This window comes from Bifidobacterium merycicum DSM 6492, assembly GCF_900129045.1.
In the GTDB taxonomy this organism is placed as follows: Bacteria; Actinomycetota; Actinomycetes; order Actinomycetales; family Bifidobacteriaceae; genus Bifidobacterium; species Bifidobacterium merycicum.
Genome location: NZ_FQTX01000003.1, coordinates 77,743 through 95,965 on the forward strand (window position 1 = coordinate 77,743; position 18,223 = coordinate 95,965).

General features: G+C 62.3%; 14 protein-coding genes. All 14 read right to left on the reverse strand.

Going from position 1 to position 18,223, the window contains the following annotated elements:
• Positions 1-38 precede the first annotated feature (38 nt).
• The 14 genes from BUB29_RS05495 to BUB29_RS05560 all read right to left on the reverse strand — a co-directional run bounded on the left by BUB29_RS05495 (position 39) and on the right by BUB29_RS05560 (position 18,145).
• Positions 39-1,187, reverse strand: coding sequence for a quinone-dependent dihydroorotate dehydrogenase (locus BUB29_RS05495; protein ID WP_033522270.1), 1,149 nt, complete (start codon positions 1,185-1,187; stop codon positions 39-41).
• A 48-nt stretch (positions 1,188-1,235) separates the two neighbouring features.
• Positions 1,236-2,312, reverse strand: coding sequence for an NADH:flavin oxidoreductase/NADH oxidase (locus tag BUB29_RS05500; RefSeq protein WP_081888398.1), 1,077 nt, complete (start codon positions 2,310-2,312; stop codon positions 1,236-1,238).
• Positions 2,313-2,693: 381 nt separating this feature from the next.
• Entirely contained in the window at positions 2,694-5,015 is a 2,322-nt protein-coding gene (locus BUB29_RS05505) for a transglycosylase domain-containing protein (protein ID WP_234356102.1), read from the reverse strand.
• Between the two features lie 252 nt (positions 5,016-5,267).
• The gene (locus tag BUB29_RS05510; RefSeq protein WP_033522352.1) at positions 5,268-5,963 is read right to left on the reverse strand and encodes a Crp/Fnr family transcriptional regulator; all 696 of its coding nucleotides are present in this window, start codon (positions 5,961-5,963) and stop codon (positions 5,268-5,270) included.
• A gap of 151 nt (positions 5,964-6,114) precedes the next feature.
• Positions 6,115-7,338, reverse strand: a complete 1,224-nt coding sequence (locus tag BUB29_RS05515) for a lipoate--protein ligase family protein (RefSeq protein ID WP_073117610.1) — start codon at positions 7,336-7,338, stop codon at positions 6,115-6,117.
• Positions 7,339-7,370: 32 nt separating this feature from the next.
• Entirely contained in the window at positions 7,371-8,093 is a 723-nt protein-coding gene (locus BUB29_RS05520; protein WP_033522274.1) for a TM2 domain-containing protein, read from the reverse strand.
• 146 nt (positions 8,094-8,239) lie between these two features.
• Positions 8,240-9,286: a 3-isopropylmalate dehydrogenase gene (locus BUB29_RS05525; RefSeq protein ID WP_033522276.1), complete on the reverse strand. Its 1,047-nt coding sequence runs from the start codon at positions 9,284-9,286 to the stop codon at positions 8,240-8,242.
• A gap of 76 nt (positions 9,287-9,362) precedes the next feature.
• A complete protein-coding gene (locus BUB29_RS05530) occupies positions 9,363-11,906 on the reverse strand; it encodes a S9 family peptidase (RefSeq protein ID WP_033522278.1) in 2,544 nt (847 codons plus the stop codon).
• Positions 11,907-11,982: 76 nt separating this feature from the next.
• Positions 11,983-13,200 carry an App1 family protein gene (locus BUB29_RS05535; protein ID WP_033522280.1) on the reverse strand — a complete coding sequence of 406 codons (1,218 nt, stop codon included), beginning with the start codon at positions 13,198-13,200 and terminating at the stop codon, positions 11,983-11,985.
• On the reverse strand, positions 13,197-13,598 hold the full coding sequence (gene gcvH, locus BUB29_RS05540; RefSeq protein WP_033522282.1) for a glycine cleavage system protein GcvH: 402 nt from the start codon (positions 13,596-13,598) through the stop codon (positions 13,197-13,199). The genes BUB29_RS05535 and gcvH overlap by 4 nt, the downstream gene beginning before the upstream one ends.
• A 58-nt stretch (positions 13,599-13,656) precedes the next feature.
• Positions 13,657-15,279, reverse strand: a complete 1,623-nt coding sequence (locus BUB29_RS05545; RefSeq protein WP_234356101.1) for a L,D-transpeptidase — start codon at positions 15,277-15,279, stop codon at positions 13,657-13,659.
• Between the two features lie 139 nt (positions 15,280-15,418).
• Positions 15,419-16,537 (reverse strand): NAD(+) diphosphatase, encoded by a 1,119-nt coding sequence (gene nudC / locus BUB29_RS05550; RefSeq protein ID WP_033522284.1) that lies wholly within the window; start codon positions 16,535-16,537, stop codon positions 15,419-15,421.
• Between the two features lie 3 nt (positions 16,538-16,540).
• On the reverse strand, positions 16,541-17,386 hold the full coding sequence (locus BUB29_RS05555; RefSeq protein WP_033522286.1) for an alpha/beta fold hydrolase: 846 nt from the start codon (positions 17,384-17,386) through the stop codon (positions 16,541-16,543).
• Positions 17,387-17,518: 132 nt separating this feature from the next.
• Positions 17,519-18,145: a DUF4916 domain-containing protein gene (locus tag BUB29_RS05560; RefSeq protein ID WP_107315247.1), complete on the reverse strand. Its 627-nt coding sequence runs from the start codon at positions 18,143-18,145 to the stop codon at positions 17,519-17,521.
• Positions 18,146-18,223 lie beyond the last annotated feature (78 nt).

Genomic DNA, 18,223 nt, shown 5'->3' on the forward strand with positions numbered 1-18,223 from the left:
CATGTCGGATTATGTGCTGTTTCGCCAAAGCGTATCGCTTACAGGTCGGCACCCACCGCATCAGCCACATGTTCGAAGCCGTCGCGCTTGAGCAGCTGCGCCAGACCACGCTTAAGCACGGTGATCTGCTGCGGGCCGCGGTACATCAGGGAAGAGATGAACATCACCAGATCGGCACCCGCGCGAATCTTCGCATACGCCTGCTCCGGGGTGAACACGCCGCCGATGCCGGCGATGGCGAAACGGTCGCCGTACGTGCGGCGCACCTGCGCCACCAGCGCCTCGGACGCCTTCGTGCACGGGCCGCCGGAAAGGCCGCCCTCCCAATCGCGCGGAATCTCCATACCGGTGCGATCCTTCTGCAGATTGGCCAGCGACACGCCCTGCACGTTATGCTCGGCGAGAACATCAAGCAGTTCGTGCAATTCGCCCCACGACTTGTTCAACGGCAGCTTCACCAGCGTGGGCTGCGGGCGGTCGATCCCATCCAACGCCGTGAAAAGCCTGTCGAGGTTCTCCGGCTTCTCGGTGAACGGTTCGCCGGCGGTGGTGTTCGGGCAGGAGACGTTCACTTCAACCATCGCGGTGCGGCCCGCCGCACGGCGCATCGAAATGCAGTAATCCTCGATGCCCTCGTCCAGATCGCCGACCTTGTCGTCGTTGGTGCGGGCGATCGACACGGAGACCTGCATGTCACGCGCGTTCGTCCACGCCTGCTCGGCGCGGTCGATCACCTTGTCCGAACCCATATTGGCCAAGCCGACGTGCACCATCATCGAATCGTATTCCGGAAGCCTGTGGAACCACGGCTTCGGATTGCCCTGGCACGGGCGGGACGTGGTGGAACCCACCGTCTCGAAACCGAAACCCACATTGTCCATCAGCACCGGCATCTCGCAGTTCTTGTCCAAACCGGCGGACAGGCCGAACGGGTTGGCGAACTTCACGCCCATGACTTCGGTCTCCAGCACCGGGTCGGTGTAGTTGAGCATCTCGCGGCACGCCCACATCAGCGGTGGCATGCGCTTGGCGACCTTGCAGAACGTGATCATATTGTCATGTGCCTGGTCCGGTGGCACGTTGAACACGAAATTCGGTTTGATGATGTTCTTGTAGCCGAAGGTGAACAGGTCCGTGGTGGCCTTGTTCACGGCATCATGCCAGAAGCTTTCGGAAACGTAGCTCATAGTCGTCCTTTCGCAATGCAATGGCACACGTCAGTGCACGTCGTTCGGTCAGCGCACGCCGGTTCCGTAGGCCCCGCGCACATACTGCGACGGGTACGGGGCTTCGGTCTTCGGCACACCGAGCTTATACGCGGCACGCAGCGGCCAATAGGGGTCGCGCAGCGCGGCGCGTCCGATCTCCACGGCGTCCGCCTCGCCTTTCTCAAGGATACGCTCCGCTTGCTTGGGCTTGGTGATGAGACCGACCGCGGTGACGGGAACATCGGCACGGGAGCGTACCTGCTGCGCGAACGGCACTTGGTATTTCGGCTTGACCGGCACGGAAACGCCGGAGACGATGCCGCCGGTGGAAACATCCACCAGATCGACGTTGTGCTCCTTCAACACCTTCGCCAGCGCCACGGTCTGGTCGAGATCCCAGCCGCCCGCGGCCCAATCGGTGGCGGAGACTCGTACCAGCAGCGGCATGTCATCCGGAATCATGCTGCGGACCGCGTCCACCGTCTCCACCAGGAAACGGATGCGGCCTTCGAAGTTGCCGCCGTACTCGTCCTCACGCACATTGCTCAGCGGATCGAGGAACTGCGAGATCAGATAGCCGTGCGCGGCGTGGATCTCGATGGCCTGGAATCCGGCTTCCACGGCACGGCGTGCGGCCGCCGCGAACGCCCAGGTGATGCCGTGGATCTCATCCACGCTCAACGCGCGAGGCGTGGCGTAACGCCCGTAGGCGACTTCGCTCGGAGCGACCGTGGGCCATCCGCCGGCCTCCTCGGGCACGGTGGTGGCGATATATCCAAGCCCGAAGCAACCCGTGGATCCCTTGCGACCGGCATGGTTGAGCTGGATGGCGGCCGTCGCTCCGGCTTCCTTGATGCCTTCGGCGATCCAACGCCAGGAGTCGATCTGACCGTCCTCCCACAGGCCGACGTCATGCGGAGAAATACGCCCTTCCGGGCACACCGCGGTGGCTTCGACAATGACCATGCCGAATCCGCCCAAGGCGCGGGAGACGTAGTGCTGGTAGTGGAACTGCGTGGGCTTGCCGTCACATTCGAACGCGGAATAGGTGTCCATCGGGGGCAGCCAGATGCGGTTGCGGACGGTCAGTCCGCGCAGCGTCATCGGCTCGAACAGCGCCGGCACGCCGGCATGATCGCCGCGCTTGCCGTTTTTGCCGCCGCCTTTGGCCTTGCGGTCCTTATCCTTGCCGTTCTTGTGATGTTTGTCCTTATCGCCCTTGCGCTTGCCGGGCTTATCGGTCTTGGTGTCCTTGTCGTTCTTGCCGGGCTTCACCGAAGCGTCTCCCTGCTCCGCGGAATCCTTGCGAACACCGGTGTTGCCGAATCCACGAAAATCGAAATCCAGTTCCTCTGCCATGCGCCCTCCTTGCTGCCGTGCGATGGTCCGCATTCATTGTATCGTAATGGCCTTTATACAGGTTTCGCCCGTCATGCGATGTGCATGGCGGGCGAAACCCTTGCCGGTGTGCCGGTTTTCCCGGAATCAGTTTCCGGTGTTGGCGTTGTTGTTCGCGGCGTTATTATCCGTGGTACCGCCATTGTTCGTGGTCGTACCGTCGGCGGCGCCATTATTGGTGGTGCCGTTGTTCGTGGTCGTACCGTTGTTCGTGGTGGTGCTTCGGTTGTAGATCACGCCACCGCTCGATACGCTGCTCGAACCGGTCTTCGACCCGGTACCCGTCAGATACTTCGGGTCCGCGTTGCCGTCATTGTTGTCGATGGGGATCTTCGCGGCGTCCAGATAGGTCTGCATGAACTTCTTCCACGCCGGCTCGGCGATGTACATGCCGTACCATGTGGGACGGGTCACGCCATTGATGGTCTTGTAGTTGAACGACTGCGGGCTTTCCGCGTTGCCTACGGCCACGAAGGCCGAAACCTGCGGAACGAAACCGGCCGTCAGCATGTACGTGTCCTCGTTGGTACCGGTCTTGGCGAAGGTCTTGCGATCGTTCGCCAACTGGGCGTCGGTCGCGTTGCCGCCCGGCGTCGTCACACCCTGGTTGATCGCGTATGCGGTCGTCTGGGCGATCTGCGGGTCGATGGCCTGATGGCAGTTCGCGGACGGCACCTTATAGGACTTGCCGCGCTGATCGGTCATCTTGGTGATGGCGATCGGGGTGCATTCTGTGCCGTTCGCGGCGATGGTGGCGTACACGTTCGCCATGGTCAGCGGCGAGGCCTGCACGGCGCCGATGGTCATAGGAGCCTGGAAGGAGTTCGAATCATACACGTCCTCCTTGCCCTGGATGGAGTTGTGGTAGCCCATGGACTTGGCCGCGTCCGCGATGGAGCACAGGCCGATCTGCTGCGCCATGGCGCCTTGGGTGGTGTTGTGGGACATGACCAGACCTTGCAGCGGGCTTTCGTTGGCCACGGTGCCGCCGCCGGAGTTCTGCACCGACCAGCTGCCGGCGAAGCCGTACCCGTTGCAGCTGAAGTTGGCGACGTTGTATACCGTGGACGTCCGCAGCACCTGGTTGATGGGCTTGCCCTTCTGCATCCATGCGACCAGATTGATCGGCTTCCATGTCGAACCCACCTGGAAGCCCCAGCCGCCGCCGTCGGCCTCGTCGACGGCGTAATTCACCGCGGTTCGCGTGGAATCCGTCTTGGCCAAATCGGTGGCGTCATAGGTTCGGTTCAGGCCGAAGGCGAGAATCTCGCCGGTGCCCGGCCTGACCGCGGCGATCGCGACTTCGAAACCGGAGGGATCGTCCGGCGGGATGGTCTCACGCGCGGCATTCATGGCGGCCGCGTTCGCATGCACGTCCATCGTGGTGACGATGGTCAGACCGCCTTCGCTCAGCAGCTTGCTGCGTTCCGCTTCGGTATCGCCGAACTCCTTGTTCTTCAGGATCTGACGGGTCACATAGTCGCAGAAGAACGCGGCGTCACCGGCCACCTGGCAGCCGGAGCTGACATCCTGAATGTCGAGCATGTCCTTGAGCGGAACGCTCTGGGCCTCATCATGCTGCTTCTGGGAGATATACCCCTCCTGCAGCATCAGGTCGAGCACGATGTCACGCTGGTTCTGCGCTTCCTTCAGATTGCCTTCCTCGGAGGGATCGTACCTCGCCGGGTTCTTCGTGATGGCGGCGATGGTGGCGGCCTGCCCGATGTTCAGCTTCGCGGCGGTGGTGTTGAAATAGCGTTTCGCGGCGCTTTCCACGCCGTACAGGTTATGGTTTCCGAACTGGGCGATGTTCAGATAGCCCTGCAGGATCTCGTACTTGGTGTACTTCTTTTCCATCTGCACGGCGATGAGCATCTCGCGCACCTTACGCGCGATGGTCTGTTCGGAGGCATGGTATTGGGCGATGGAGTCGCCGCTTTCCCTGGCCTGCATGGACAGCACGTTCTTCACATACTGCTGGGTCAGCGACGAACCGCCCTGCATGCTGCCCTTCTTCACGAAGGTCTGGACGAAGGCACGCATCACGCCTTGGACGTCGACGCCATGATGCTGGAAGAAACGACGGTCCTCACGGGCGACCACGGCCTGGCGCATCGGCTTGGAGATCTTCTTCAACGGGACGACGGTACGGTTGTCCGCATAGAATTCGGCTATTTTCGTCGTGCCATCCGAAGCGTACATCACGGACTTCTGGGGCAGCGACGTCACATCAAAATCAACGCCTTCGACTTTCAGGGAAGGTACCACGGCTTTGGCGGTCTCGTTCGTCAGGAATACGCCCGGCGCGAACAGCGCGGCCACGATCACACCGCCGCCCACGCATAGCATGACGTAGGTCAACAGCAATGAAAGCACGCGACGAAGTGTCAGGGAGTTCTTTTTCGGCATGGTGCCCATACTATAGGGGCGACTGTACCTCTCCCACCGCCGCAGGTTCAAATGCGGAACGCCTGCACGGAACGTGCACGCAACTTACATATTTGCCCCATAATGCCGGTATTCCAACGTTCAGCGTTCATTCAGACGACGCGCAACCGGTGTTCAGCTGCCTTGCGGAAGGCATGTTCCGCGCTTCCGTAACGACCGTTTCGCAACGGTCGTTTCGCAACGGTCGTTCCCGTGCAGCCCATGCCTATCTTCCTATCTTCGCGAGCGCCGGATCAGCATGCCCGGCTGGTAGATGATGATGGACCGGCCGTCGCGCGCGATCCAACCACGGTTCGCGAAATCCATGAGCGCCTTGTTCACGGTCTCACGGCTCGACCCGACCAGCTGCGCCATCTCCTCCTGGGTCAGGTCGTGCGGCACTTTCAGCCCAGCTTCGACCGGTTCGCCGAAACGGGATGCGAGATTGATCAGCGTTTTCGCCAGGCGTGCGGGAACGTCCATGAACACCAGATCGGAAATGCGCTCATTGTTGTCGCGCATTCTCCCCGCCAGCACCTGCAGCATGTCCACCGCCACCTTGGGATGTTCGTCGAGCCAATGGAACAGCACTTCCCGTTCCAGCCAGACCACCCGCGTGCCGTCGTGCATGGCCAACGCCGAAGCGGTTCTGGGCCCGCCTTTCGGATCGAATACCGGAATCTCGCCGAGCATCTCCCCCGGCGCGTGGATGGACAGCAGCTGCACGCGGTGGTCGGCGGATTCGCGGATCAGCTTGACCCTTCCCGATTCCAGGAAATACATGCGGTGATCGGTGGCGCCCTGTTGGAAGATAACGTCGCCCTTGTCGTACGTTCCCCGGTTGAGATGCTCGATCAGCCCCTCAGCCTGTTCCGGAGTCACCTGTTCGAATAGGGCGGTGTGGAACAGGATGTTCTCCTGCTCCGGCATCGCGTTCGGCTTGTCCGACACCTCGCACCCCTTCCTTGAACCGCCTTTGGTCGGTCGGTTCCGCAACCATCCGTCATATTCTAACGCGATTCCGGCATCGTCTTCTTCGGACGGGTGCCCCCGTGCGTGAGGGCACCATGCCCGGATGCCGTTACCGCGTGTATGCCCTCAGCGAGCGCATGAGATAGTCGACGAGTTCGTCACGCCCCATGCCGGTCTGCCGTTTCAGCGGGTCGACGCGTTTCACCGCCGATCGCACCGCCTTGTCACGCATTTTCTCCTTGGAGACGTTCAGCACGCGGCCCATCTTCTCGGCGTCGATGTCGTAGGCGAGGGTCACGTGGTGGAGGATCGCGCCACCGCCCCCGGTATCGGCGCTGCCGCGCGGTGCGGGGAACCTGCGTTGCGCCGCGCCGCCGATTTTGCCGTATTGCGAAGCGATGTCGTTGAGGCCGGAGAATCGCACGTCGAGTCCGAGTCCCCGCAGCGCGTGGATGAGCCATGCGTCGCACAGGCGGTAGGAGCGCGCGATGTCGATGCCCGTGTCGAAATCAGCCGGTGCATACAGCGAGTAGGTGATGGTGTTGCCGGGTTCGATGAACATGGCACCGCCGCCCGTGGAACGGCGCACGACCTGCAGTCCCTCCTCGCGGGCCACGTCCTCATGCACTTCGTCGCGCAACGACTGGAATCGTCCGATCACCACGCAGGGCGCCGACCATTGCCAGAATCGCATGGTCGGCTCGCGCAGTCCTTCGGCCACGTCACGGGCCCACCGCACGTCGGTGTCCATCTGTTCCTGCGGGTCGCGAGGCGTATCGAGCACCACATCGGGGGCAAGCCGGAGCCAGCGCTCATGCCATTGCGTGTCCCGCTCCCCCGCGTTGCCGTTTCCAGTTGCGCCATCGGCTTTGGCACGTGTGGCCAGCCGTCGTTCCGGACCATCGTTCCGGGAAGCCGTGGTTCGTGTCGATTCCGTGCCGGCATGCGTGAACGCCCGCATGAACGCGGCGGCTATGGCTTGGGCGTCGGATCCGAGCATCCGCACGTTCGGATGACCGTCCAGCACATCACGTATCGCATGTTCCACATGATGTTTCACGCATGCTTGCCTGTCGCCCGTTCCAACCGATTCCAGGGTATCGCCCATAACGCCGCCCTGGCCGGTCACCGGCGGAACTGCGGCGAGCGCGAAGGCGTCGGGAACGAACCGTTCCAAGACCCGTTCGGCCCTGTCCAGAACCGTCCGCACTTCCGTATCATCGCCGTCGATGAAGAAATCGCCGTCCAGATGGCACTGCCAAAAACCTTCGCCGCCGCGCACGACGGAAACCCCGACGAGTTTGCCGCCGGAGATTTTGCATTCACCTCGCATGATATTCAACGCATCGATTCCCCAACGGCATGTCAATCCCTGAGCTCGTTGCCGTTGCCGTCCTTATGCCAAGGGCTTCCGTAGCTGGAGCACAGGATCAGGATGCCTTCGATCAGACCCCAGATTCCCGCAATGGCGGGGCCGATGAACACCAAACAACCGAGCACGGTCAGCAACAGCTGGGCCACCGCCTTGCCGGTGTTGCCGAGGTAGAAGTTGTGCACGCCGAGGGAACCGAGGAAAATACCCAAGAGGCCGGCCGCGAGCTTGGACTTCTGTTCGGGCGCGTATACGACTTGGGGCGCGGGCTGGGGGTTCGGCATCTGACGGTACGCGTACTGGTCGTATGCCTGCTGGCCGGGCTGCTGGCCATATGCCTGACCGTATGCCGTCTGGTTCGGCTGCTGGTTCGGTTGCTGGTATGGCTGCTGATACTGCGGATACTGCGCGTATTGCGGCTGGCCGTTGGCGGTCTGCTGCCAGTCGTACGGCTGCTGTTGATTCTGCTGGGGTTGGGCCTGAGTCTGGGGCTGGGATTGGGCCTGGGGCTGGGCCTGTCTACAGCCCGTCTGCTGCCCGTACGGCTGACTGTACTGTTGACCGTCATACTGTTGACCGTCATGCTGATACGGCTGGTACGGATTCTGCTGGTACGGATTCTGCTGGAACTGTTGCCCGTTGGCTTGGAACGGCTCGCCATTGCCGCCGTTGAAGAATTGATTGTTGGGATTGCCTGGATCGTTGAAATCACTCATGCCACGACTATAGCATCAGCCCGTTCACCGCATCACGCCGCCCTCCGCATACGTGCGACGGCCGCAATACGCGAGAGCCCGCCCCGTTCCGCCGTATGCGGAATCGAAGCGGGCCTAGGCGTTACCGCGTTATGCCGCGTTATGCGTCACATGCGGGCGAGGATGTCACGGCCGACCTCATCGGTGGAACGCGTGGTCGAACCAAGCTCCTCGATATCGGCCTCCACCGCCGCATGGATCTTCGCGGCGGCCTCGTCGAAGCCGAGATGTTCAAGCAGCATGGCCGCGGACAGGATCGCCGCGGTCGGGTTGGCCTTATTTTGGCCGGCGATGTCCGGGGCGGAACCGTGGATCGGCTCGAACATGGACGGATACTCGTCGGAGGCGTTGATGCAGCCGGAAGCGGAGTAGCCGACGCCGCCGACCACGGCACCAGCCTCATCGGTGAGGATGTCGCCGAAGAGGTTGTCGGTCAGGATCACGTCGAAACGGGACGGGTTGGACACCAGGAAGATGGTGGTCGCGTCGATATGCAGGTAGTCGTGCGTGACCTCAGGGTATTCCTCGGCCACCTTGTCGACGATGCGCTGCCACATATCGCCAGCGTTGACCAGCACGTTCTTCTTATGCACCAGGGTGACATGCTTCCTGCGCTTCATGGCGAGCTGGAACGCGTAACGCACCACGCGTTCGACGCCATAGGCGGTATTGATGGAAACCTCGGTGGCCACCTCGTTCGGGGTGTTGCGACGGACCGCACCGCCGGCACCGCAGTACAGGCCTTCGGTGCCTTCGCGCACGACCACGAAGTCAATGTCACCGGGGTTGGCGAGCGGCGAGGTGACGCCCTTGTACAGCTTGGACGGACGCAGGTTGACGTACTGGTCCAGATCGAAACGCAGCTTGAGCAGCAGGCCGCGTTCCAGAATGCCGGCCTTGATGCGCGGATCGCCGACGGCACCCAGCAGGATGGCGTCGGTCTTCTTGATGCGCTCCTCCTCGTCTTCGGGCAGGATGGCGCCGTCACGCAGGTAGCGCTCGGCACCGAGATCGAACTTCTCGTACTCGAACTCGGCCACGCCTTCGGCGGCCTTCTCGAGCGCCTTCTGCGCCCACGGGGTGACTTCCTTGCCAATGCCGTCGCCGGGGATGACGGCGATTTTGTACTTCTTCGATGTGGTGTTTTCACTCATGCCTGAGACGTTACACACCCCGTTGCCGCCGCTCCCGAAGCCGTTCAATTCGTGGACATGCGAAGACGCTCCCGGATCAGTGCGCGATACCCATCACACCAAGGCACCAGGCGTTCTCGTAGGCGAGTTCCATCCACTGCTTGTACCGGCCGGAAATACCGCCATGCCCGGCCTCCACCTCGATCTTGGCGATGGCGTCGACGCCCGCGCCCTGCAGGCGGGCGAGCCATTTCAACGGTTCCACGTACAGCACGCGGGTGTCGTTCATCGACGTGGTGATGAAAATCCTCGGGAAAACCTCCACGCGGGGATCGTCCGCAAGCTCCGGCGCGTTCTCATACGGCGTATACGACTTCATGTACCGGTACACCTCGGCGTCATGCAACGGATCGCCCCACTCATCCCATTCGGTGACGGTCAGCGGCAACGACGGATCGAGGATCGACGTCAACGCGTCCACGAACGGCACATCGGCCTCAATGCCCGCGAACCGTTCCGGCGCAAGATTCGCCACCGCGCCCATCAACAGGCCACCAGCAGAACCGCCATCGGCCACCGTGCGCGAAGGATTCGCCAACCCCGCATCCTGCAAGGCCGCGGTCGCGTCGACGAAATCCTCGAACGTATGTCTCTTGTTCAATCTTCTGCCCTGCTCATACCATGCACGGCCCATTTCACCACCGCCACGGATATGCGGCACGGCGTACAGCACGCCACGGTCGAGCAGACTGATGCGCGCCACGGAGAAACCGGGATCGGAACTGATCTCGTAGGCGCCATACCCGGTGACGAACATCGCGGAATCGCAGGTCGGCACATCCCTGCGCCACACCAACGACACGGGGATGCGCTCGCCGTCGCGGGCCATGATCCACACGCGGCGTTCCATGTAATCACGCGGATTGAAGTCGCCGAGCACCGTGGCACGCTTGAGCAGGCGATCCTCGCCGGTGGCGGGGTCCACGTCATGCAGTTCGCCCGGTCTGGTGTAGCTGGAGAAGGAGTAGCGCATACGCGGCGTGTCATATGAGGGGTTGCCGCCCGCGCCGATGGAGTACAGCCTTCGCGTCTCGCCAGACATCGCGTCGGCGGTCGCGCCGTCCGACGAGGTCATCGCCTTGCGGGATGCGCCGTGCACCGCGCTGCCATTGCCTTGGGCGCGCACGAAATCGTCAATCGTCTCGGAGGCGTCGCGCACCGCATGGGGACCTGCGGTATCGTCCTCCATGCCGCCCACGGCATGCCAGACCGCGGCACGTTCCTCGTTCACCTCATCCACGGATTCGTCCACGTCCCAATCGTCCTCGAGCGCGGGAGGAACGAGTTCGGTGAACCGCCACGGGCGACGGGCGAGGAAGTCCTCCGCGGCATCCCGCTTGGTCATCACCGCAAGATGCGGCAGGCTTTCCGCGCGGTACGACATCGTCACGAAATTACGGTGGATGGCGATGCCTTCGATGCCCAGACCATGCGCCCCCTGCAGGATCGCCGGATTGCCGGGATTCGAATAGGCGGCTCCGATGGGTTTGGCCGAAGCGCCCGGCTCGACCTCATCACCCTGCTCGCACCCGTAGGGTGAGCCTGCGGCCACGCACACGCCCTCGCCCAAGCGGTACGGCGGTTCATGCCCGTGCATGTCGATGACGTCGATTTCGAAATTCGGGTTCAACGCGTTGTGGTACACCACCGCGACCGGAATATCGGAGCCGTTCTCGCCGGCGCCTTCGAAGCAGGCGAAGCTCACATCGTATTCCACGTCGTCTTCGCGCGGGATGAACGCCTGGAATTCGCCTTCCGGGTCGTCGACCGGAAGCATAAGCACCTCCGTGGAGGTTTTCGATCCGGTGCCGATGACGATGCTGCGCTCGTCGAAGGACATCCCGACGCCCGCCCAGAAGCGTTCGTCATGCTCGCGGAACACTTCGACGTCGGATTCGACCGGCGTGCCCACGCGATGGCGGAACACCGCGCATGGCCGCCAAGCGTCGTCGAGCACGGTGTAGAACACCCAATGCGCGTCGGGCGTGAAGCACGCCCCCGAAATACCTTCGAACACTTCCGGCAGTTCCTCGCCGGTGGCCAGGTCTCGGATGCGGAAATCATAGCGTTCGTCGCCTTCGACGTCCACGCCGTACAGCATCCAACGCCCGTCCTTGCTGATATCCATGCCGCCGATGCGGAAGAAATCATGGCCTTCGGATTCACGGTTCGCGTCGAATACGATCTGTTCGCCCGGCATGCCGCCCGGCTCGCCGCTTGCGTCCACCTGCGGCGGATCCCAGTCGTCCGGGCCGTCGATCGGCATGCGGCATTGCACCGCATACTGTTTGCCTTGCTGCGTGCGGGTGAAATACCAGTAGTCGTCCATGCGCGTCGGCACCGACATGTCGGTCTCCTGCACGTGGGATTTGAACTCCTCGAACAGGGTGTCGCGCAACGACGCCAATGGCTTGTTGCGTTCCTCGCACAAGCGGTTCTGCGCCGCCACGTAGTCGCGGACATCCTGCGACTGCTTGTCCCGCATCCACTCGTAGGGGTCGACGAACGTATCGCCGTGATGTTCCCGCCTGAACGGCACCTGCTTCGCCATCGGCACGTCTCTGTTCCCGCTTTTGGTCATAGCCGCCTATTGTACCGTTCCCCCACGGCCATGCCGTGGCGGCGCAATCCCCCGGCGCCGCCGGCGTGTCCGATTCCTACCGTTCGATATGCATGGCCAGATACGGGAGCATGGTTTTCATCAGGTTCACGCCCGTCGTGCCGACGAATACCGGCACGTCGGTGATCGGCATGGGCTGTGTGGCCGTCAGACCGGTGGTCATACCCAGCGGCGAGGTTTCGCGCGGCGTGAGCTGTCTGATTGCGATCGCGAGCACCCTGCCGGGGTACCGTCTGGCGATGGTGGCGTATGTGGTCGGGTCGCGCTGACCGTCATCGCCGACGAGGATGAACTTCATATCGGGGAAATCCGACATGAGCTGTTCGGCGAATTCGAGCTTGTGCTGCGGGCCGGATGGGACGAAGCTCTTCGGCCTGGGATCGAGGTCGCGCAGCAGCAGCGGACCTTCGGGGAATCCGTGGTTGGCGATGAAATGACGAATCGACCCTTCGACGTTCCACGGCGACGTCGACAGGTAGAAGAACGGCGCATCAGGGAACAGGTCCGCGATCTTGTTGAACAGCACGCTCATGCCCGGCACGGAGCTGCGTTTGAACGGATCAAGGAACAGCAGGTTCCATGCGGCTTTCCACAACACCGGCGCCTGGGTGATCATCACCGTATCGTCCACGTCGCTGATCACACCGATCTTCGCGGACGAAGGAATGGTGTACAGGCGTGATTTCACCGGTTTGCGGCCGTTCACCCGATACGAGACCTGATGGACGCCCGGGTTGAGATGATAGTCGGCCAGCAGATCCAGATATCCGGAACGGTCGGAGATCGCGTATTCACTATCGATGTCCGGACTGTTGCCGGGCTTGTCGTAGGTTTCCCTATCGCCGACCTGAACGGTTTCCAGCGGCGTCTCGTCGATGCGGATCTTCACCTGCGTATGCGGAGCGGGAACGGTCAACATCCCCCGGATGCCCCTCGTCGCACGCCCGTATTCGCTGCGTTCCGGCGCATACACGGTACGGCAGATCAGACGCGAGAACTCCTCCGTGCCATACCCGACATAAGGGTTGACGCGCGGGAACCAGTTGAGTTTCTTCGCGGCATGCGTGGCGAAATACGCCCAACATCCGAACGCCCCGGTCACCGCACGACGCGCCATGCGCACCAGAGGTGGCTTGACCTCGATACGCTCCCTGGCCGATGCGGCATCGAAGGTCGTGACCGCGTGCCGTGCCGGGATCGGCACAGTGGGCATATCGTCGGATCTGGAATCCGGGTTGCCTGCAGGCATGGTCATCGAATAACCTTCGCGTATTCCTCGGCTGTCAGCAGCTCAGGCTCGTCATCCTCCAGCTCGATTTTGAACAGCCATCCCTCGCCGTACGGGTCACCGTTGATGACGCTGGGGTCGTCGCCCACCGCCTGGTTCACGTAGCGGATCGTGCCGGATACGGGGGCGATCAGCGGCTCGACGGCCTTGGAGGATTCAAGCTCGAACACCTCGTCACCGGCCTCGACATGCATGCCGGGTTCGGGCAGCTCGACGTACACGAGTTCGCCGAGCTGTTCGGCCGCATATTCGGTGATGCCGACCATCGCGGGATCCGCAGAGAGGTCGATCCACACGTGATCCTGCGAATATTCCAGATGATCCGGAATATCAAGGTTCAACGGCGTTTCCTGTGCTTCGCTCATGTCTTGCACCTCTCACAACAGATGGCGGATATCTGATTCGTCGGACGGTCTTCCGGACTCAGCGGACGGCGCCGGAAGGCTGCGATCCGATCACCTGCACCAGCGTACCCTGGCCGCAGTGATCATAGATCCACTTGGAGTCTTCCTCGTACATGTTCACGCAGCCGTGCGAACCGTAGTTGACCGGATCGCCGATCTTGATGCCGGTGTAATTCCAGGATGCGGTGTGGAATGCCACGCCGTCCTTCGTGAAGTAGCTCACCCACTTCACGCCCGGCGACACGTACTGGCTGCCGTCGTCGTTGGTGCCGCGCATGGTCTGCACATCGTACCTGAGCCAGATGGTGAAGTTGCCATTAGGCGTCTCATGCTTGTTCGAACCGGTGCACACGGTGAAGGTCTTGACGGCCTGCTCGTTCTGGTACACGGTTGCGGTCTGGTTGGACTTGTCCACCACGATGCGCCATTCGTTCTTCTTCTGCTTGACCTCGAACTTCTTGACGTCCGATTCCACCTGCAGGGTCGCGCCGTCGCCGGTCTTCAACGCGGCGAGCACCTGCGATGCGATGTTGTCGGTGTTCTTCACGGTCAGGCCGTTCACGCCGGCCGTGGCGGCCGCGAGGATGACCTTGCCGTTGTTGTCGACGATGTCCTCCTGGTTGACGACTTCCTGGTTGAGCTGCTGGGGCAGCGTGGCGGCGAGATATGTCTTGATCGCGGTGGCGTCGTAGTCGAGGGTGATCTGCCCCTGTGCCGGATCGCCGTTGGGCTTGATCCACTTGGCGACCTCGTCCACGGGAATCTCGAACTGCTTGGCGTCGCCGTTCGAGATGACGATCTTATTGGTCAGGCGACGATTGGCCTCATCGGCGGTCTTCTGCGCCGTTTCCAAGGTGATGGGCATGTCGACCTGCTTGTTGGTGATCTCCACCGTGGCACTGTTGCCGGGGTTCTTGATGGCCTGTCCCACGGCTTCGCTGACCGGCTGGACGTCGGGGGCGTCGCCTTCACGCCCTTCAGTGGCGACGAACGACTGGGAGTTCGCGTCATAGGCGATGGAGGAGGCCACGGCGCGTTCGCCATCGCTGATCAGTTTGGCGGACAGGAAGTTGCTCATCTCATAAGTGTTCACCTTTGCCGCAAGCTTGACGTCCTCATGAGTGAACGGGTTCAGTCTTCCGATATCCTGCAGGATGTTCGAGGATTTCTTGGCGTCCAGCAGATCCTTCACCGTCTGGTCGACATCCACGCTCACGCCGAGATCCTTCAACGTTGCGGACACCTGGCGGTCATGATCGCCTTTGACAACGATGGAGGAGCTTTCCACGGCCTTCTTCACCGTGGAGGTCAGCGCCGCGCGATCCTGTCCGACGACCTTGACGGACCCGAAACGCACGCCCGGAGCTACGCGGTCGTTGTAATGCCAGCGGGCGGTGAAGAACATCGCGACGATCGCAACCAACAGTATGGCGATTGCAACCAGCAGGACGATCAGCCCCTTATGCGATTTCTTCTTCGCGCCGCCATCACCCCCCTCGGGGAATCCCGGGAAATCATCAGGCTCGGAGGGAGGGAAGCCACCCAATCCATCGACCCCCTGGACGGTGTTCGTACCCACCGGATTGATGACCGTGGTGTCGGCCATATCCTGCAGATACACTTGCTCCGTATTCTTCGCCATTATCGTAGTCCCTTGTTTTCCGTTTTCTTTTCTCTCTCGACGCAACTTTCAACGACTATACGACGACGTCACCCCATCAGGTGCCGTGAATGGTTGGAATCTCAGGCCTCCCGAATAATATAAAACCTGTTGCGCCGATTCACCCAAGTTCGTGGCCCAGCCACTGCTCGATCATGTATCTGGCTATGGTCGCCTTGCCCGGCGCACTGACGCGCCCCGTGATGATGGCAGCCGTGTAGTCGTCCCTCGTCATCCATTGCGCATCGACCGTTTCCGAACCATCCACACGGATATCCGTGCCGAGCGCATGTGCCTTGAACGCCATCATCAGCGAAGCCGGGTACGGCCACGGCTGCGATCCGAGGTATTTGACTTCGCCCAGCGTGATGCCGGTCTCCTCCTTCGCCTCGCGGCGCACCGCATGTTCCAGGTTCTCACCGGCTTCCACGAATCCGGCAGACACCGAATACAGCGTGGGGTTGTTCCATGCCGCATTGTGCTGGACCAACAGGCGGTCGGCGGAATCGACCACGAGCGTGATCACCGCTGGTTCGATGCGCGGGAACAACAGTCTACCGCAATGCTCCTCGTCGGTGCACCGCTGCGCCCAACCACCCATGGCTGCCATGACGGGCGCCCCGCAGGCCGGGCAGCACCGCTGTCTGTTATGCCACACGCTCAGCGCCACCGCACTGGTGGCCTGACCGGCCTCACGGGCGTTGGCGTGTGGGGCGAAACCCCGCAGGTCCACCCAGTCGAACCACTGTTCCGCCTGTTGCAGGACATCAGCGCCGGTCTCCCCCGTCACGTTGTCGCCCTGTTCCGCGACGGGTCTACCGTAGCCCGAAAGCTGCCCGTCGACGGTGCCCCGATCCCCATCGTTGCAATCGCCGTCGCCACTCGCGGCCACGACATGCGTGATATCCACCGCGACCACATGTCTGACGCCCTTGGCGCCGGAATATCCGCCGAGGAACATGGCCACCGCCTGCGAGTGCCGTTCCAGGGCCTTCGCCACGTATGCGCCGGGTAATGCGGCCAGTCGCATCGACGCGTTCTCGTAATCGGCCATCGCGCCCTGCCCATGCGGCACCGCCACACGCCCGTCGCAGGTCAGCATGACCGTGGTGGCTGGCTCGGCCAATACCGTCCGCAGCAGGTCGGGTTTGCCACGACGTTCGGTCTCATAGTCGATATCGCCCTGCGCGAGGGGCAGGAAGGGAAGCACCTGGGTGAGTGCCAGCGGGTTCAACGCCATGATTCAGTCCACTCTCCTCATCAGATCGACCAAGGCGGCGGCCACCGTGTTCGGATGTTCGACGGCGCTGAAGTGGCCGCAATCGGGGATGGCGGTGAACGTCGCGTTTCCGCCGATACGCTCGGCAAGCGGCCCCATGACGCTCGGATTGCTGGTCGGATCAAGTTCGCCCGACACCACCGCCACCGGCACATCCATGCTTTCCGGCACGCCTGCCAGCTCCGGGCGGCCATACGTCATGCGCTGACGCCATGCGAGTCCCGCCGGATTCTGCTCCTCGATCCACGCGGTCATGCGGTCGATGAATTCCTGCGAACGTTTCACCGTGGAATCGTTCGGGCCGGCTTGGGCGAAATGCATGACCGGCTGCACCGAATCCGTGGATTCGCATGCATCGGATGTCTCCAGTCGCGCCTCACCGCCGACACCGTCGCTGGATGCCATGGTGTCGCACAGCGCGACACCGGCCACGGCTTCGGGATGGAGCCGGTACAGGTCGGTGACCAGATAGCCGCCCATGGACAGTCCCACCCAGACGGCCTTGTCATACCCGGCTTCGCGCAGCATGGCCACGTACGATTCGACCATGCGGTCCAGCGCATCCGGATAGGAGCCGTTAGGTGCCCGGCGCCCGGATTGCGCGTCACTGGGAGCCGGCGAAAAGCCAGAACCCGGCATATCAGGCGCCCAGATGGCGAAATCGGGCAGTCCCGCCTCATCGGCGAGCGCGGCGATGCGTTCGGCACAGCGCTCCCACATGCGCCCGTCCACCGGGTAGGCGTTCGCGAGGATCAGCGGGGTGCTTGTGCCGTCGCCTTCGCGCAGCACGCGGTTGTGGATTTCGAACATTCGTCGTCTCTTTCTCTTCGACTCTCTTCGACGTTTCGATGTCGTACCGTTTCGTTGTTTCAGCGTTTCAACGCCGTGCCGCTTCGTTGTGTCGACGCCTCGGCGTTGCCGCAGCCAACCGGCTGAACGGTCTTAGATGCCGGCCCAGCGCAGCGCGGCACGGACGATGCCGCCATGGCAGTTGCCCATCTGCTGCAGGAACACGTCGATCTTCTCATCGTGGGGATCGAGCCATTCCACGTCCAACGTCTCGTCCTGCGGTCGGCAGTCGCCGGCGATGGGTACCACATAGCACAGGGCGATTGCGTGCTGCCTCGGATCGAAATATTCGCTTACGCCCGGCGTGGGGAAGAATTCGGCCACGGTGAAGGGTTGCGGACTGATCGGCAGCACCGGCAGGGCGATGTCGCCCAGATCCTTGGAAACGTTACGTGCGATGGCCTCGCGCAGTGTTTCGTGGAACAGCACTCTACCCGAGATGAGCGCGCGTTCCACGGAACCGTCGTCGGTGACGTGCAGCAGCGAGCCGATCCGCGTGATGCGCCCGAACTCGTCCGTGCGCACAGGCACCACGCAAACGTAGGCGATGGGCACCTCCCCGCGCACACGGTTGATCTCATCGGATCCGAGCCACCCCGGAGGATTGCCATGGCCGTTCCCGCGGATGAAATCCTCGGGAGTGACATGATCGAATTCCCCGCGGGCGCGGCCTGCGTCGAAATCGCCTTCCTCAGGCACTTCATCATTCATCACTGGCATACGTTTCATTATGGCGCGTTTTCCTGCGCGCCGCGTGTTCGCCCCTCGCTCAACGGTTGATTTCGCCGCGTATTGTGG

Coding starts and splice junctions, on each gene's coding strand:
- BUB29_RS05495 (WP_033522270.1), bottom strand. CDS start 1,187: ATGAGCTACGTTTCCGAAAGCTTCTGGCATGATGCCGTGAACAAGGCC.
- BUB29_RS05500 (WP_081888398.1), bottom strand. CDS start 2,312: ATGACGCTGCGCGGACTGACCGTCCGCAACCGCATCTGGCTGCCCCCG.
- BUB29_RS05505 (WP_234356102.1), bottom strand. CDS start 5,015: ATGCCGAAAAAGAACTCCCTGACACTTCGTCGCGTGCTTTCATTGCTG.
- BUB29_RS05510 (WP_033522352.1), bottom strand. CDS start 5,963: ATGCCGGAGCAGGAGAACATCCTGTTCCACACCGCCCTATTCGAACAG.
- BUB29_RS05515 (WP_073117610.1), bottom strand. CDS start 7,338: ATGCGAGGTGAATGCAAAATCTCCGGCGGCAAACTCGTCGGGGTTTCC.
- BUB29_RS05520 (WP_033522274.1), bottom strand. CDS start 8,093: ATGAGTGATTTCAACGATCCAGGCAATCCCAACAATCAATTCTTCAAC.
- BUB29_RS05525 (WP_033522276.1), bottom strand. CDS start 9,286: ATGAGTGAAAACACCACATCGAAGAAGTACAAAATCGCCGTCATCCCC.
- BUB29_RS05530 (WP_033522278.1), bottom strand. CDS start 11,906: ATGACCAAAAGCGGGAACAGAGACGTGCCGATGGCGAAGCAGGTGCCG.
- BUB29_RS05535 (WP_033522280.1), bottom strand. CDS start 13,200: ATGACCATGCCTGCAGGCAACCCGGATTCCAGATCCGACGATATGCCC.
- gcvH (WP_033522282.1), bottom strand. CDS start 13,598: ATGAGCGAAGCACAGGAAACGCCGTTGAACCTTGATATTCCGGATCAT.
- BUB29_RS05545 (WP_234356101.1), bottom strand. CDS start 15,279: ATGGCGAAGAATACGGAGCAAGTGTATCTGCAGGATATGGCCGACACC.
- nudC (WP_033522284.1), bottom strand. CDS start 16,537: ATGGCGTTGAACCCGCTGGCACTCACCCAGGTGCTTCCCTTCCTGCCC.
- BUB29_RS05555 (WP_033522286.1), bottom strand. CDS start 17,386: ATGTTCGAAATCCACAACCGCGTGCTGCGCGAAGGCGACGGCACAAGC.
- BUB29_RS05560 (WP_107315247.1), bottom strand. CDS start 18,145: ATGCCAGTGATGAATGATGAAGTGCCTGAGGAAGGCGATTTCGACGCA.